The 15,675-nt window shown below is 60.1% G+C and carries 16 protein-coding genes; 11 read left to right on the forward strand and 5 right to left on the reverse strand.

Annotated elements, in window-relative coordinates; all coding sequences use genetic code 11:
- The first annotated feature begins 107 nt into the window (after positions 1–107).
- Entirely contained in the window at positions 108–779 is a 672-nt protein-coding gene (locus tag HFK74_RS10195; protein WP_110753333.1) for a Bax inhibitor-1/YccA family protein, read from the forward strand.
- A gap of 66 nt (positions 780–845) precedes the next feature.
- Here the strand turns inward: HFK74_RS10195 and HFK74_RS10200 are convergent, their stop codons facing one another.
- Complete coding sequence (locus tag HFK74_RS10200; RefSeq protein WP_008060072.1) at positions 846–1,283, reverse strand: Lrp/AsnC family transcriptional regulator; 438 nt, start codon at positions 1,281–1,283, stop codon at positions 846–848.
- A gap of 136 nt (positions 1,284–1,419) precedes the next feature.
- On the opposite strand from HFK74_RS10200, the gene HFK74_RS10205 reads away from it, so the two are divergent.
- Positions 1,420–2,313 (forward strand): DMT family transporter, encoded by an 894-nt coding sequence (locus tag HFK74_RS10205; RefSeq protein ID WP_180203403.1) that lies wholly within the window; start codon positions 1,420–1,422, stop codon positions 2,311–2,313.
- Between the two features lie 6 nt (positions 2,314–2,319).
- Here HFK74_RS10205 and HFK74_RS10210 read toward each other — a convergent pair whose 3' ends face one another.
- On the reverse strand, positions 2,320–3,300 hold the full coding sequence (locus tag HFK74_RS10210) for an FUSC family protein (RefSeq protein ID WP_180203404.1): 981 nt from the start codon (positions 3,298–3,300) through the stop codon (positions 2,320–2,322).
- A 104-nt stretch (positions 3,301–3,404) separates the two neighbouring features.
- Complete coding sequence (locus HFK74_RS10215) at positions 3,405–5,030, reverse strand: NADP-dependent glyceraldehyde-3-phosphate dehydrogenase (RefSeq protein WP_180203405.1); 1,626 nt, start codon at positions 5,028–5,030, stop codon at positions 3,405–3,407.
- 260 nt (positions 5,031–5,290) lie between these two features.
- On the opposite strand from HFK74_RS10215, the gene HFK74_RS10220 reads away from it, so the two are divergent.
- The 9 genes from HFK74_RS10220 to HFK74_RS10260 all read left to right on the forward strand — a co-directional run bounded on the left by HFK74_RS10220 (position 5,291) and on the right by HFK74_RS10260 (position 13,757).
- Positions 5,291–6,190, forward strand: a complete 900-nt coding sequence (locus HFK74_RS10220; protein WP_180203406.1) for a Dyp-type peroxidase — start codon at positions 5,291–5,293, stop codon at positions 6,188–6,190.
- Between the two features lie 194 nt (positions 6,191–6,384).
- A complete protein-coding gene (locus HFK74_RS10225) occupies positions 6,385–7,137 on the forward strand; it encodes a GntR family transcriptional regulator (RefSeq protein WP_180203407.1) in 753 nt (250 codons plus the stop codon).
- Positions 7,134–8,864: a fumarate reductase/succinate dehydrogenase flavoprotein subunit gene (locus HFK74_RS10230; protein WP_180203408.1), complete on the forward strand. Its 1,731-nt coding sequence runs from the start codon at positions 7,134–7,136 to the stop codon at positions 8,862–8,864. The genes HFK74_RS10225 and HFK74_RS10230 overlap by 4 nt, the downstream gene beginning before the upstream one ends.
- A 26-nt stretch (positions 8,865–8,890) precedes the next feature.
- Positions 8,891–9,136, forward strand: a complete 246-nt coding sequence (locus HFK74_RS10235) for a ferredoxin family protein (protein ID WP_008060065.1) — start codon at positions 8,891–8,893, stop codon at positions 9,134–9,136.
- 232 nt (positions 9,137–9,368) lie between these two features.
- On the forward strand, positions 9,369–10,775 hold the full coding sequence (locus tag HFK74_RS10240; RefSeq protein ID WP_180203409.1) for an ABC transporter substrate-binding protein: 1,407 nt from the start codon (positions 9,369–9,371) through the stop codon (positions 10,773–10,775).
- Positions 10,776–10,904: 129 nt separating this feature from the next.
- Positions 10,905–11,678, forward strand: coding sequence for an ABC transporter permease (locus HFK74_RS10245; protein WP_180203410.1), 774 nt, complete (start codon positions 10,905–10,907; stop codon positions 11,676–11,678).
- The gene (locus HFK74_RS10250) at positions 11,678–12,526 is read left to right on the forward strand and encodes an ABC transporter ATP-binding protein (protein ID WP_180203411.1); all 849 of its coding nucleotides are present in this window, start codon (positions 11,678–11,680) and stop codon (positions 12,524–12,526) included. The genes HFK74_RS10245 and HFK74_RS10250 overlap by 1 nt, the downstream gene beginning before the upstream one ends.
- A complete protein-coding gene (locus HFK74_RS10255; protein WP_180203412.1) occupies positions 12,523–13,485 on the forward strand; it encodes a HEAT repeat domain-containing protein in 963 nt (320 codons plus the stop codon). Before HFK74_RS10250 ends, HFK74_RS10255 begins: the two co-directional genes overlap by 4 nt.
- Positions 13,482–13,757: a DUF971 domain-containing protein gene (locus HFK74_RS10260; protein WP_180203413.1), complete on the forward strand. Its 276-nt coding sequence runs from the start codon at positions 13,482–13,484 to the stop codon at positions 13,755–13,757. The genes HFK74_RS10255 and HFK74_RS10260 overlap by 4 nt, the downstream gene beginning before the upstream one ends.
- A gap of 37 nt (positions 13,758–13,794) precedes the next feature.
- On the opposite strand, the gene HFK74_RS10265 is transcribed toward HFK74_RS10260, so the two are convergent.
- Both HFK74_RS10265 and HFK74_RS10270 read right to left on the reverse strand, forming a co-directional pair.
- On the reverse strand, positions 13,795–14,514 hold the full coding sequence (locus tag HFK74_RS10265) for an AAA family ATPase (RefSeq protein WP_180203414.1): 720 nt from the start codon (positions 14,512–14,514) through the stop codon (positions 13,795–13,797).
- A complete protein-coding gene (locus HFK74_RS10270; RefSeq protein WP_180203415.1) occupies positions 14,514–15,257 on the reverse strand; it encodes an ABC transporter permease in 744 nt (247 codons plus the stop codon). The genes HFK74_RS10265 and HFK74_RS10270 overlap by 1 nt, the downstream gene beginning before the upstream one ends.
- Positions 15,258–15,675: the final 418 nt, after the last annotated feature.

The following is a 15,675-nucleotide window of genomic DNA, read 5'->3' on the forward strand; positions in this document are numbered from 1 at the left end:
CCATAATACCTGAATGAAACACACTGTCAAACTCTCTGCATAGCTTGTTACAGGGCGTCTGTTATGATCTTTGCGACTGAACGTTTCAAACCAACAGGAGTGTCGCCATGCGCGAACAGGATTACGCAGTGAACAACAGCGTGCAGGCTGAGCAGCTAGAGGTTAGCCGCGTCCTGCGCAACACATACGGCTTGCTGGCTCTGACGCTCGCCTTCAGTGGTGTGATGGCGTACGTTGCCCAGCAGATGCGTGTCGGCTACCCGAACATTTTCGTGGTGCTGATCGGCTTCTACGGCCTTTTCTTCCTGACCAACAAACTCCGTGACTCCGCCTGGGGCCTGGTGTCGGCCTTTGCCCTGACCGGTTTCATGGGTTTCCTGCTCGGCCCGATCCTCAACCGTTACCTGGGCATGCAAGGCGGCGCTGAAGTGGTCAGCTCGGCCTTTGCCATGACAGCCCTGGTGTTTGGCGGCCTGTCGGCCTATGTGCTGATCTCCCGCAAGGACATGAGTTTCCTCAGTGGCTTCATCACTGCAGGTTTCTTCGTGTTGCTGGGTGCGGTGGTTGCCAGCTTCTTCTTCCAGATCAGCGGCCTGCAACTGGCGATCAGCGCGGGCTTCGTGCTGTTCTCCTCGGTCTGCATCCTGTTCCAGACCAGCGCCATCATCCACGGCGGCGAACGCAACTACATCATGGCCACCATCAGCCTGTATGTATCGATCTACAACCTGTTCATCAGCTTGTTGCAGCTGTTTGGCATCATGGGCCGCGATGATTGATCGGCAGCCATGATTGAAAAAACCCGCTTCGGCGGGTTTTTTTATGCGCGGCTTATGAACCGGCGATTATGCCATTGGCGGCAGGCGTCGCTTGACCGGGGTTTTCTTGACGATGGCGGTGTTGGTTTCGGCGTGGGTGTTGAGGCGGTCGAGCAGGGTGTCCAGTTGTTCCATTGAGCGCACGTGCAGGCGGGCGATGAAGCAGTCGTCACCGGTGACCTTGTCGCACTCGGTGAACTCGGGAATCGCCATGATCTGCCGTTCCACTTCCTGCAACTGGCCGGGCAGCGGGCGAACACGCACGATGGCCTGCAGCTGATAGCCGAAGCATTTCGGGTCGATTTCCACGGTGTAGCCCTTGAGCACACCGCGCTCTTCGAGACGCCGCAGGCGCTCGGCGACGCTGGGCGAGGACAGGCCGCTGATTTGCGCCAGGGCCTTGAGCGAGCGTCGCGAGTCTTCCATCAAGGCGCTGATCAGCACCTGGTCGATGTCATCGGTCATGGCGAAACCTCAATTAGGCAATTAAGCAAAATCGCCTTCGCATAAAAGGCAAATTCGAAGTTTAGCCTGATTTTTGCGCTGGAGCAGCGCCCCGGTGGGTTGGCATACTTTGCCCATCAACTACAGGAGTCTGATGATGGACAACTCGATACGTCGCGGCTCGTTCGAAATGACCGCCGCCATGCTGATCTCCGGGACCATTGGCTGGTTCGTGCTGGTGTCCGGGCAACCGGTGCTGGACGTGGTGTTCTGGCGCTGCCTGTTCGGGGCCGGTGCGCTGCTGCTGATTTGCGCGGCGTTCGGCTTCCTTCGCCCTGGCATCCTGACCCGTACCACCTTCCTGTTGGCGGTGCTCAGCGGTGTGGCAATCGTCGGCAACTGGGTGTTGTTGTTCGCCTCCTATTCCCGCGCCTCGATTGCCATCGGTACGGCGGTCTATAACGTCCAGCCGTTCATGCTGGTGGGGCTGGCGGCGGTGTTTCTCAACGAGAAAATCACCCTGCAGAAACTGGCCTGGCTGGGCGTTTCGTTCCTCGGAATGCTGGCGATTGTCAGTGCACATGGCGGGCAGGGTGAGAGCGGTAACGAGTACCTGTTGGGTATCGTTCTGGCCTTGGGTGCTGCGTTCCTCTACGCGATCGCCGCGTTGATCATCAAGCGCCTGACCGGCACGCCACCGCACCTGATCGCGTTGGTCCAGGTCAGCACCGGTGTGTTGTTGCTCGCGCCATTCGCGCATTTTTCGGCCCTGCCGCAGGGACCAGGCGCGTGGGGTAGCCTGTTGACCTTGGGCATCGTGCACACCGGCGTGATGTACGTACTGTTGTATGGCGCGATCCAGAAGCTGCCGACGGCATTGACCGGCGCGCTGTCGTTCATCTATCCGATCGCGGCGATCTTCGTCGACTGGTTTGCCTTCGGCCATCGCCTGGAACCGCTGCAATGGATCGGGGTGGCCGCGATCCTGCTGGCCGCGGCCGGCATGCAACAGGGCTGGAGCTTGAAGTTTCGGCGGACCGTTACCCCGTAAGGCGCTTCAGATGTTCCAGCGCGACGCTGTCTTGGCCAGTCGCTGGCGCATCTGGCCAATGTTGGCCAGCAGTTGCTCGGTCAACAGGCGGTAACCGTCCAGGGCGTTATAGACCGGTGCATCGAGACTGACGATCGGCAGCGCCATGGCGCGGTCCAGCCGGTGGGTGACGCCGGACTTCAGCGCCCTGGCCATGCCAACCAGTTGCACGCGAATCAACTTATGCTCTGCCTTCAAGGCCGATTGCAGGTGAGCCACGCTTTGTGGGTCACCGGCATCCGGTCGGGCATTGCCCAGTATCTCAAGGGTGCTGACGCACAAACGCAGCTGACGCTGGATGGCATCGAGCTCGGTCATGGAAATCTTCACCTCCTTGGACACCGAGGGCATCAGGGAGCGCAGTTGCACCATCACGGTGTTCAGGCGGCCCATCAGCTTGAGGTGTTCGTCGGCCGTCACCGGTTGGCCGTCGATGATGCGCCCGTAGATCGTCGCGCAATCACGCAGGGCGTCAGCCAGGTTGTACCGCCAGGAATAGACCGCGTAGAGCGGCAGGGCGAAGGAAAATGCCAGGGCCAGGGCAATGCCGATCAGGATGTCGACCCCGCGCCACAGCCCGTCGGAGACTGGGTTGTCACCATGCCCGGCGACGATGAATACGGTAATGCCGGCCAGCAGCGCGGTGTATCCGCCTTTGCCGATGGCGTGGTACGAGAAGAATCCGCACACCACCGCCATGGCGAAATAGGTCAGCCACGGCATGCCGAGCCAGGACTGTTGCACCACCAGGACCAGGCCGATAGCCGCCCCGACCAGGGTGCCGATGGCCCGCTCGGCGGCTTTCTTGCCGATGTTGCCGTGGTGCTGCAAGCCGCCGATCACCACCAGCATCGTCACCGAGGCCCACTCGCCGTGGGGCAGGTGGATGCCGGTGGTCAGCAGGATCGTCGCCAGCAACCCGAGCGACACGCGCACCGCATGGATCATCCGCGCATGGCGATAGCGCTGGTACGGGTCCAGCAGCGGACGCAGTAACCGGCGCAGTAGCGGTGGCAGGCGAAGAGCCGTGGATGCGCTCAGGTCGGCTCTCCTCAGAAGATGTAGTCAGTGGTCAGGAAGCTCGAGCTGCGGCCGCTGATGATCTCGCTGATGAGATCCTTGTTGGTCTCCTGGAATTTGGTCGCCACCAGCGTGCGGATCGAAAACACCCGGAGGGCGTCATGCACCGACAAGGTGCCCTCGGCGGAGTTTTTCCGGCCGTTGAACGGGTAGGTGTCCGGGCCTCGCTGGCATTGGGCGTTGAGGTTGATGCGCCCGACCTGGTTGGCGAAGGTGTCTACAAGCCTTCCGACCGCCACCGGGTTGGTGCCGAAAATGCTCAGTTGCTGGCCGAAGTCCGATTCGAGGACGTAGTCGATCACCGTGTCGAGATGACGGTACGGCACGATCGGCACCACCGGGCCGAATTGTTCTTCCTGGTAGACCCGCATCTGCGGCGTCACCGGGTACAGCACGGCGGGGTAGAAGAACGACGCGCGGGCCTCGCCGCCATTGGGGTTGACCACTTTCGCGCCTTTGCCCACGGCATCGGCCACCAGTGAGTGCAGGTAATCGACCTTGCCCGACTCCGGCAGCGGTGTCAGCGCCACGCCACTGTCCCACGGCATGCCGGGTTTGAGCGTGGCCAGTTTGGCGTTGAATTTCTCGATGAAGGCGTCGACCACGTCTTCGTGGACAAACAGGATTTTCAGGGCAGTGCAACGCTGGCCGTTGAATGACAGGGAGCCGGTGAGCGCTTCAGTAACCGCATTGTCCAGATCCACTTCCGGCAGGACGATGCCGGGGTTTTTCGCATCCAGGCCCAGTGCTGCGCGCAAGCGGTGAGGGCGCGGATGCAATTTCTTCAGGTCGCTGGCGGCTTTATTGGTGCCGATGAAGGCAAAGATGTCGATGTTGCCGCTGGCCATCAGCGCACTGACCGTCTCGCGCCCGCTGCCGTAGATCACGTTGATCACCCCGGCCGGGAAGCTGTCGCGGAAGGCCTCCAGCAACGGGCGGATCAACAGCACGCCAAGCTTGGCCGGCTTGAACACCACGGTATTGCCCATGATCAGCGCCGGGATCAGCGTGGTGAAGGTTTCGTTCAGCGGATAGTTGTAGGGGCCCATGCACAGCGCCACACCCAGCGGTACACGGCGGATCTGGCCGAGGGTGTCCTGCTCCAGTTCGAAGCGGCTGGAGCGGCGGTCGAGTTCCTTCAGGGCATTGATGGTGTCGACGATGTAATCGCAGGTGCGGTCGAACTCCTTTTCCGAATCCTTGAGGTTCTTGCCGATTTCCCACATCAGCAACTTCACCACGGCCTCGCGCTGTTCACGCATGTGCCCGAGGAAGGTTTCGACATGCTGTATGCGCTCGGCCACGCGCATGGTCGGCCATAAACCCTGGCCGCGATCGTAGGCGCGCACGGCGGCGTCGAGGGCGGTCAAGGCGGTGGCGGCATCCAGCAGCGGTGTGCTGCCGAGGATGACTTGTTCATCGCCGCCAGGGCCGCTCAAGTACACCGGGCTGCGGACTTGGGCGAGGGGACCTGGCCAGGTTTTCAACACGCCGTCGACCAGGTACTCACGTTGTTCGACCTGGCCGTCGAGGCGGTATTTTTCCGGGATGCTGCCGGCGTCGGGAAACAGGTTGCCAAGAATCTGTGCGGTCGTCATGTCGCTACCCCGTGTGTAATGTCAGCCGTGCGCTTATGGCTAGCCGTTGAAGAATCCAGTTCAAGGGTTATACGCCTTGTTGATGGTTTTTTTTAACTGCAATCGAGCGCTGATGGGCAGAATAGAGGGGTGAAGGTGTGTTTGTTGTGCTTCAAGCGTAGACCGCAATCGGCGTTGGGTGAAACGCGATCTTTTGACCTGGGAGCACACAATGGCCGGTGTCGGGGTTAAACTTCGCGCACTTTTCTAAAGGAGTTCACATGAGTCACTACCAGCCGGGCATTCTCGCCACCCCTGTTCCGCCTCTCGCCCGTCACATGTTCTTCGCCCTGGAATCGGCCGCGGCCCTCCCGGCCGCGCTGGACAAGCTTGCGCAACTGGTGGATGGCAAATCGGCAGTGGTCGGCTTCGGTGAGTCCCTGGTCAAGGCCCTCGACGGGCATGTCGAAGGCTTGCGCGCGTTTCCGGCGCTGAGCGGTGTCGGCGTCGACAACCCGTCGACGCAACAGGCGCTCTGGTGCTGGTTGCACGGGGTCGACCGTGGCGAACTGCTTAACCGCAGCCACGCCTTCGAGGCGGCCTTGGCCCCGGCCCTGCGCCTGGTGCAGGTGACCGAGGGTTTCCGTCACCGTGACGGCCATGACCTGACCGGCTATGAAGACGGCACTGAAAACCCCCGTGACGAAGCCGCTGCGGCCGCCGCGCTGGTGAGTGCGGGCGCGGAGGGCATGGTGGGTGGTAGCTTCGCCGCGATCCAGCAGTGGCAGCATGACCTCAAGGGCTTTCGTGCGATGGCGTCCCATGAGACGGATGACATCATGGGCCGTCGCCTGAGCGATAACGAAGAACTCGATGACGCGCCGATCTCTGCCCACGTCAAACGCACCGCCCAGGAGAGCTTTGCCCCCGATGCGTTCGTGGTTCGCCGCTCGATGCCGTGGATCGAAGGCGATCGCGCCGGGCTGATGTTCCTGGCCTTCGGCTTTTCCCTCGATGCCTTCGAAGTCCAGCTGCGGCGCATGAGCGGTCTGGAAGACGGCATCACCGACGGTTTGTACCGCATCAGCCGGCCGATCACTGGCGGCTACTACTGGTGCCCGCCGTTGAAGGATGGTCGATTGGACCTGCGCGCACTGCGTTCGCAGGCCAAGTTCGACTGAACCCGTTCTTCGCTGCGGTGTACCTGTCGCACCGCGTTATCGTTCTTCGCGGGCAAGCCTCGCTCCTACAGGTGAGCCGCGCGAATTAGGCGCTGTGGTGCCGACGCATCTAACCTTATGCCCAAACAGTATTTCTCAAGCCATTCCTTAGAACTCTAAGATCACGTCATAACTCGTTATGACAAGTGATCTTCATGACCGATAACGTTCTATCTCTCAGTAGCGTTCCGCTGCACACCCAGCTGCGCGACGTGCTCCGTGCACGCATCCTCGACGGTGAATATCCGCAGGACAGCCAGATGCCTTCCGAAAGCGAGCTCGGCGCGCTGTTCAAGGTCAGTCGCATCACCGTGCGCCAGGCCCTCGGCGATCTGCAGAAGGAAGGGCTGATCTTCAAGATCCACGGCAAGGGCACCTTCGTCGCCAAGCCGAAAACCTTCCAGAACGTCAGCACCCTGCAAGGCCTGGCCGAGTCCATGACCGGTCGCGGCTATGAGGTAATCAACCGCCTGCGCAGCTTCAAGTTCATCGCCGCCGACAAGCTGGTCGCTGAACGCCTGCAGGTCGCCGAAGGCGAGACCGTGGCGCAAATCAAGCGGGTGCGCCTGATCAACCGCGAGCCGATTTCCCTGGAAATCACCTACCTCCCCAAAGCCCTTGGCGAACGCCTGGAGAAGGCCGATCTGGTGACTCGCGACATTTTCCTGATCCTGGAAAACGACTGCGGCCTGGCCCTCGGTCACGCGGACCTCGCCATCGACGCGGTACTGGCCGACAGCGACCTGACCCAGGCGCTGAACGTCGAGGCCGGCTCGCCGATCATGCGCATCGAGCGCCTGACCCACGACGCCGAAGGCCGCCCAGTGGACTTCGAACACCTTTACTACCGTGGCGATGCCTTCCAGTACCGCTTGCGGATCGACCGGCAAAAAGGGGCGCAGGCATGACCCGAACGACTCTCGAACAGGAATACGACATCGTCGTGATCGGCGGCGGCACGGCCGGCCCCATGGCGGCGATCAAGGCCAAGGAACGCAACCGCGACCTGCGGGTGTTGTTGATCGACAAGGCCAACGTCAAGCGCAGCGGCGCGATCAGCATGGGCATGGACGGCCTCAACAACGCGATCATTCCCGGCCACTCCACGCCGGAGCAATACACCAAGGAAATCACCATCGCCAATGACGGCATCGTCAATCAGGCCGCGGTGTATGCCTACGCGACCCACAGTTTCGAGACTATCGAACAGCTGGACCGCTGGGGCGTGAAGTTCGAGAAGGACGAGACCGGCGACTACGCGGTGAAAAAGGTCCACCACATGGGCGCTTACGTGCTGCCGATGCCGGAAGGGCACGACATCAAGAAGGTCCTGTACCGCCAGTTGAAACGGGCGCGGGTCAGCATCACTAATCGCCTGGTCTGCACCCGATTGCTCAAGGACGAGGAGGGCGCGGTCAACGGCGTGATGGGCTTCGATTGCCGCACGGCCGACTTCCATGTGATCAAGGCCAAGGCGGTGATCCTCGCCTGCGGTGCCGCCGGGCGCCTGGGCCTGCCGTCCTCGGGTTACCTGATGGGCACCTACGAAAACCCGACCAATGCCGGCGACGGTTACGCCATGGCCTATCACGCTGGAGCGGAGCTGGCGAACCTGGAGTGCTTTCAGATCAACCCGCTGATCAAGGACTACAACGGCCCGGCCTGCGCCTATGTCACGGGCCCCCTGGGTGGCTACACCGCCAACAACAAGGGCGAGCGCTTCATCGAGTGCGACTACTGGAGCGGCCAGATGATGTGGGAATTCCATCAGGAGCTGGAAAGCGGCAACGGCCCGGTGTTCCTCAAGCTCGATCACCTGGCCGAAGAAACCATCCAGAACATCGAAGAGATCCTGCACAGCAACGAGCGGCCGAGTCGCGGCCAGTTCCACGCCAATCGCGGTACCGATTACCGCACGCAGATGGTCGAGATGCACATCTCCGAAATCGGTTTTTGCAGCGGGCATTCGGCGTCGGGCGTGTGGGTCAACGAGAAGGCCGAGACCTCGGTCAAGGGTTTGTATTCGGCGGGTGACATGGCCGCGGTGCCGCACAACTACATGCTCGGCGCGTTCACCTACGGCTGGTTTGCCGGCACCAACGCGGCAGACTTTGTCGCCGGACGCGAGTTTTCAGCGCTGGATGCCAAGCAGATCGACATCGAAAAACAACGGGTCTACGCACCGCTGGACCGCGAACACGGCCTGCCACCGGCCCAGGTCGAGTACAAGCTGCGGCGCTTCGTCAACGACTACCTGCAGCCGCCGAAAGTGACCAAGAAGATGCAGATCGGCCTGCAACGCTTCAGCGACATCCAGCGTGACCTCGATCAGATCAAGGCCCACAACGCCCACGAACTGATGCGCGCCATGGAAGTCAGCATGATCCGCGACTGCGCCGAAATGGCTGCCCGCGCATCGTTGTTCCGCGCCGAAAGTCGCTGGGGGCTTTACCACTACCGGGTCGATCACCCGCAACGCAACGACAGCGACTGGTTTTGCCACTGCCACCTGAAGAAGGGGGAAAACGGCGTGATGACCAGTTTCAAGAAAGCCGTCGAACCTTACATCATCCCGCTGGACGCCGAGGAAATGCAGGCCTACGACCGGTTGCGGGTCGGTGCCGACGCGGCTTGAGCATGACACTAGAGAGAACCCGTGAAATGGCCTACCAACCCCAGGAAATATTCTTTCGCTCCAATGCACCGGTCACCGTCGACGAGGACCTTTGCATCGCCCACAAGGGCTGCACCGTGTGCGTCGACGTGTGCCCGATGGACTTGCTGGCGATCAACCCCGCCACGCAAAAGGCCTACATGGCCTTCGATGAATGCTGGTACTGCATGCCTTGTGAAAAGGACTGCCCGACGGGCGCCGTGAAAGTGGATATCCCGTACCTGCTGCGGTGAAACCCAATCCCTGTAGGAGTGAGCCTGCTCGCGATCGCAGTGGATCAGACAATGAGATGTTGGATGTGCCATCGCCATCGCGAGCAGGCTCACTCCTACATTGGTTTTGTGACAACCCGAAAGAGCTACCCGGCAACACCGGACGCTGTATTGAAAGACACCCCTCGTTTCCCACCACGCCCTGATCGTGGCGGAGACGAACATCCTATAAATGATTCGAGGGGAAACACTCATGATGTTGCGTGCAGCTTTGGCCGGTCTGGTACTGGCTTCATTCACCCTGTCGGCTTCGGCCGAAACCATCCGCATTGCCATCGGCACCCAGGACACCACCATCAACTGCGCCGCCGGCGGACTGTTGATCCGCGAGCTGGGCCTGCTGGACAAATACCTGCCCCACGACGGCCCCTACAAGGACGCCCAATACGAGGTGCAGTGGAAGAACTTCACCAGTGGCGCGCCGCTGACCAATGAGATGGTCGCCGGCAAACTCGACTTCGGTGCCATGGCCGATTTCCCCGGTTCGTTCAACGGCGTGGCGTTTGAAACCGCCGGCAAGCACAGCCTGTTCATCAGCGTGCTGTCGGGCAGCACCAAGGGCAGTGGCAACGGCATCGTGGTGCCGAGCGCATCGGGCGTGCAGTCGCTGGCCGAGCTCAAGGGCAAGACCATTTCCGTACCGTTCGCATCCACCGCCCACGGCATGTTGCTGCGTGCTGTGGCGGCCCAGGGCTGGGACCCGCTCAAGGACGTGAACATCATTGCCCAGCCACCGGAAGTCGCCGGTTCAGCGTTGCAGGCCGGCAAGATCGACGCCCATGCCGACTTCGTGCCGTTTGCCGAACTGTTCCCGAGCCGTGGCTTCGCGCGCAAGATCTACGACGGTTCCCAGGCCGGTGCGCCAACTTTCCACGGTGCGCTGGTCGACCAGGCCTATGCGAAGAAATACCCGGAAATCGTCGTCGCCTATCTGCGTGCAAGCATCGAGGCCAACCAGCTGCTCGCCGCCGAGCCCGAGAAGTACAGCGAGCTGATCGCCAAGGTCACCGGGGTCGATGCCGAGGTCAACTACCTGTTCCACGGCCCGCTCGGTGTGCAGACCCGCGACCTGACCTGGAAACCGGAGTATCGCCAGGCCGTCGGCACCGCCATCGACACCCTCAAGCTGTTGAAGAAGGCTGATCGCGGCCTCGACCTGAATACCTTCATCGACGACCAGTACATTCGCGCCGCGTTCAAGGCGTCCAATCTGGACTACAGCGCGCAGTTGGCGAATTACCAGCAAACGCCGCTCAAGGCCGTCGATGCAGCCAGTGGCCAGGCCATCACCGACTTCAGCCATGTGGCCGAAATCTGGGTGCGCGGCGAGCCGAAAGTCCGCCAATACGCCTCGGCGCAAGCGGCCTTCACCGCGCTGGCCACTTTGAAGCAGGAAGGCAAGAACATCCGCGCGGTGTATGCCCAGGCCAGTGACAGCGGGATCAAGCTGCTGGCCGACCAGGCGTGGTTTGCCAGTGATGCCAAGGGGCAACTGAGTGCGTTCCTGCTCAAGGGCCAGGCCCAGCAGTTCGCCACGGCCCAGGGCGGCAAGGTGTTCGACTTCACGGATGCCACGGCGCAGGCCGTGGCCAGCCGCTGAGTCAGGGATCGTTCCCACGCTCTGCGTGGGAATGCCGCCAGGGACGCTCCGCGTTCCGCTTTTGAATGTGACGCAGAGCGTCACGGGATGCATTCCCACGCAGAGCGTGGGAACGATCAGAGGTGATACATGATTGCACGCTGGATTCCGAGGGCAGCCTCACTGCTGCTCTGCCTGCTGTTCTGGCAACTCGCCGCCAGCCGCCACTGGAACCTGGGCCTGGTGACCTTCGCCAACGTCCCGACCCCGCTGGCCGTGATTGAAGCGGCGCTGGGCCTCGGTGACTCCGGCAAGCTCGCCCGGCACCTTGGCAGCAGCCTTGGCCGGGTCTTCGCCGGTTACCTCGCGGCGCTGGTGATTGGTGTTGCTTTGGGCCTGGCCATCGGCCGCTCGAAATGGGCCGAAGACCTGTTGCTGCCGCCGCTGGAAGTGCTGCGCCCAATCCCCGCCGTGGCCTGGATTCCCCTGGCGATTCTGATGTTCCCCTCGTCCGAGCTGTCGATGGTCTTCATCACCTTTACCGGCGCCTTGTTCCCGATCCTGCTCAATACCGTGCATGGCGTCGAAGGCGTCGATCCCCGGTTGATCGCCTCGGCCAAAAGCCTCGGGGCAGGGCGCCGGGCGATGCTGCTGGAAGTGATTCTACCGGGTGCCGCACCCAGCATCGTCACCGGCCTGGCGATCGGCATGGGCACCTCGTGGTTTTGCCTGGTGACCGCCGAGATGATCTCCGGCCAGTACGGCATCGGCTATTACACCTGGGAGTCCTACACCATCCAGAACTACCCCGACATCGTGGTCGGCATGTTGCTGATCGGCGTACTCGGGATGGGCAGCAGTCTGCTGATCAAACGCCTGGGCGGCGTGTTCACGCCTTGGCATCGACCACGAGGAAAAGCCTGATGAGTGTGTTTCAACAGCCTGAAGGGCGGATCGATATCCGCGGTTTGTCGATCAGCCTGGGCGAAGGCAGTGCCGCCTTTGAAGCCGTGCAGGGCCTCGATTGCCAGATCGAACCAGGGCAGTTCGTGTGCATTCTCGGACCGTCCGGTTGCGGCAAGTCCACCTTGCTCGGCGCGCTGGCCGGTCACCTGCAACCGCGCGCTGGCAGCCTCAAGGTCGATGGCGCGGCGGTGTCCGGCCCGTCGCCGCAACGCGGCATGGTGTTCCAGCAACACACACTGTTTCCCTGGCGCACGGTGCGCGACAACGTTGCGTTCGGCCTGAAAATGCGCGGCATGGGGAAAACCGAACGCCACAAGGCCGCCGATGAAATCCTTGCCCTGGTGGGCCTTGAAGGCTTCGCCGAGCGTTGGCCGGATCAGCTCTCCGGTGGCATGCAGCAGAGGGTGGAAATCGCCCGGGTGCTGGTCAATCGCCCGCGCCTGTTGCTGATGGACGAGCCCTTTGGCGCTCTCGATGCCCTGACCCGCTTGAACATGCAGGAACTGCTGCTGGACATCTGGACGCGCATTCGCACCACCGTGGTGTTCGTCACCCATGACATCGACGAGGCGCTGTTCCTCGCCGATCGCCTGCTGGTGATGAGCACGCGTCCCGGCCGGATCATCGAAGACCTGCGCCTGGATTTCCCCCGGCCACGCACCACCGAACTGATGACCAGCCACGAGTTTTCCCGCTTGAAACGTCACTGCCTCGAACTCCTGCGTCACGAAGACGGTCGGCAGCTGCCACGCCTGAACCCTCTCGGACTTCCCCCAGAAAACAAACTGCCGCGATTTGCCCTATGACCTCACTATTCGATGTAACCGAAAACGATGACATTCTCGCCCTGCAACCGCGCCTGACTGACGACGATGCCGGCGTGCGCCGCATCGCCCTGATCGAACTGGCCGACCTGGAAGAGCCGGACGGCCTGCTGTGGCTGGTCGATCGACTGGCTGAAGATCCGGCCGAAGAGGTCCGTGCCGAAGCCGCGCGGTTGCTCGAAGCCTGGGAGGATGAACTTGTGGTCGAAGCGCTGTGCCAGGCGCTGACCGATCCATCCGCAGCGGTGCAAGCCGCCGCCGCGCAAAGCCTCAGCCTGCTCAAGAGCGAAGCGGCGGGCGGGGTGATCCTGCCGTGGACCGGGCATGCCGATACCGGCGTGCGCATTGCCGCGTTCAGGGCCTTGCGCGAATTGCGCTATCCGCAGGCGGCCCCGGCGGCGCTGGTTGCGTTGAGCGATCAGGAGGCCAATGTCCGCCGTGAAGCCGTCGGCGTGCTGGGTTGGCTCAAACAGCTCGACGCCTTGCCGGCCCTGGCTCGACTGGCCAGTGCCGACCCGGACACCGAAGTGCGCCGCGCCGCCACCGGAGCACTCGGCCTGGCCTCTGACGCACAGGTGCTGCCGGCCTTGCGCCAGGCCTTGCAGGATCAGGCCTGGCAAGTACGCGAGGAAGCCGCCACCACCCTGGGCAAGGTCGGCCATATCGACGCCGGCCCGGCATTGGTCCAGGCCTTGAGCGACGATTACTGGCAAGTCCGCCTGCGCGCCACCCGCAGCCTCGGCCGCTTGCGTTACGCCCATGCACTAGACGCGCTGATCGAAACCCTCGGCCACCGCATCAGCAACCTACGCAAGGAAGCCGCCCTGGCCCTCGGCGAACTGAATGAAAAAGGCGCCATCGCACCGCTGCTTGCCGCGCAGGACGATGGCGATCCCGAGGTGCGCAAAGCGGTGCGCATTGCCCTGAGTCAGCTGCAATGAACCCGGTGGCAGTGGGCAATTCCCGCAGTAGGCAGCAGCTGCGCTTGAACTGGCCGGATGGCCGCGAGCAGTGGCTGGACCATGCCGAGTTGCGCCGCCAGTGCCCGTGTTCGCAGTGCCGGGCGTTTCGATTGCGCGGGATGGCGCCGATGGTCGACGCCCGCGTTCGGCTGATCGAGGTGAATTCGCAGGGGTATGGGGTGCAGTTGGTGTTCAGTGATGGGCATGAACGGGGGATTTATCCGTGGGCTTATCTCGCAGCCTTGACTTGATCTCGACGTTAAAGGGTAAGCAGCATTCGCGAGTGGCTTATGCTGCGAACACAGGTTCAGTAACGGCTCGGATAAACGCATCATCCACAGTCTTTGTTCCATACCGATGCATGAACTCATTTCCATTGGCGAAGCGATTGAAGCGTTGTTGGCTGATCATATAGAAATAATGACAGTGGCTGATCACCTCCTCGACATTGTGAGAAGAAACCAGGATGGCAGTGCCTTCCTTTGCCGCGCCGTGAAGGCATTGCCAAATATAGTGACGAAACTCCGGGTCTACACCCGCGGTCGGTTCGTCGAGCACCACGAAGTCTGCAGGCATTGAAAGGAGCGTGAGGGTAAAGAACCAGCGTGTTTCTCCGTAACTGCACAGCGCCGATTTTTTGTTCCATATGTCTTGGTAGCGGCGCACTATCGCAGGGCTCCATGCAGATAGTTTTTTCAACGTTTTGTCTTGTGTCATGGGTTCGCTTGAAGACAATGCGGTCACCATTTTAAAAATATCACGCATGCGAAGCGGCGGGGGTGTGCTGATAATTTGAGAGAGATATAGGAAGTGACTGAAGTCGTTTTTTATCAAGCCTGAGTTTGCTTTTTTAAGCTCGCAGACAATGTCAAAAAAAGACGTTTTGCCTGATCCGTTGGGTCCTAGGATACCGACAATTTCACCCTGGGATACTTCGAGGGAAGCCTGGGTCAAAAGGGTGTTGTCTGGGTAGGCGAAGTCAATGCCTTGTGCCTTGAATTTTTTCACTAGTATCGACTCCATACGGGGTTGATTCTTAGGTGTTTGAAAGTGTTGTACAGCGTTATGATAAAAGCAGTAATTATTGTTCCTGTGATTAGCTTGTTGGATTCAAGGCCTTGCTCCATTAAGCGGCTTGCGAGTGTTAGAGGGTTTGCGAGATTCAAGCTGTCGGTAATGGGGTTGGCTCTAAGGGCGCTCATTACGCCGAGAATCAGCATGCAGAACGAAAAAATGGAGAGCAATGTATTCGAGTTCTGAAAATTGATTGGCAACAATGAAAACGCTGCGCCGAAAGCGCAAAACATGACAAAGCAAATGTAAAAGCGTAGCGTGATACCCAATAACTCAGCGGGAGCATAGTCTCCAAATGGGAGCTTGGTTGCCAGGTAAAAAGTTACGCAGTACGCCATTGATATCAAGGAATAGGCAAGGAAGTGTGACAAGAGAAAAATCAATTTCGAATCCTGGGAGTAGATAAATGATCGGGTGAATCCACTTTCTCTTCTTCCGATCATGTAGAAAGCAAATCCAAACAATGCAACGCTAGATGAGATGTAGGCATAGAACCATGCGGATATCGATGTGTAGTTGCTCGAGAAATAGTTAGGGTCTTGCCGGGTGGCTGCAAGAAAATAGAACATTGCGCAGGGTGATATCATGATCCAGAAGAAGGCGATGGGTTCTTTTAGTTGTTCCTTTATGAATATTGATGTTAGGGAAATGACTCTGGGGTAGATGTTTTTGGTCATGGCCGGTTTCTCTGCGGGGATGCGCACGAATCGTGAAGGGGAGGTGTTGTTGGTTTTAGTCTCTTTTGATTTTTGGTGCAAGTGGTTGGTTTTTGTGTTGTAGGAAGTTTCTTGTGTTTTTTTAGGAAGGGTCTTACATGGTTTTGGGGCGTGGAATTTGTTATTTTTGGTGGAGGGGGTTGTTAGTTTTATAGATTTGGCTTTGGAAGCATTTAAAAAGGCTGGTTTGGTTTGTGGTGGCGAGAGGAAACTTTACTGGTGTAGGTAAGGATTTTCTGTAGGAGTAAAGCGTGCAGTTTCGATATTTTGTCAGGCGGCTGGTTTTTTGAATTTTCTTTTTTTTAAAAAAATCGACAGGCGGTAGCTCTCGCTTTTGGATAAGTGCTCTGCGGGATGAAAATTGCGTTCCCTTGTAGGA

Origin of the sequence: Pseudomonas sp. SbOxS1 (genome assembly GCF_013416725.1) — a bacterium.
Taxonomy (GTDB): domain Bacteria; phylum Pseudomonadota; class Gammaproteobacteria; order Pseudomonadales; family Pseudomonadaceae; genus Aquipseudomonas.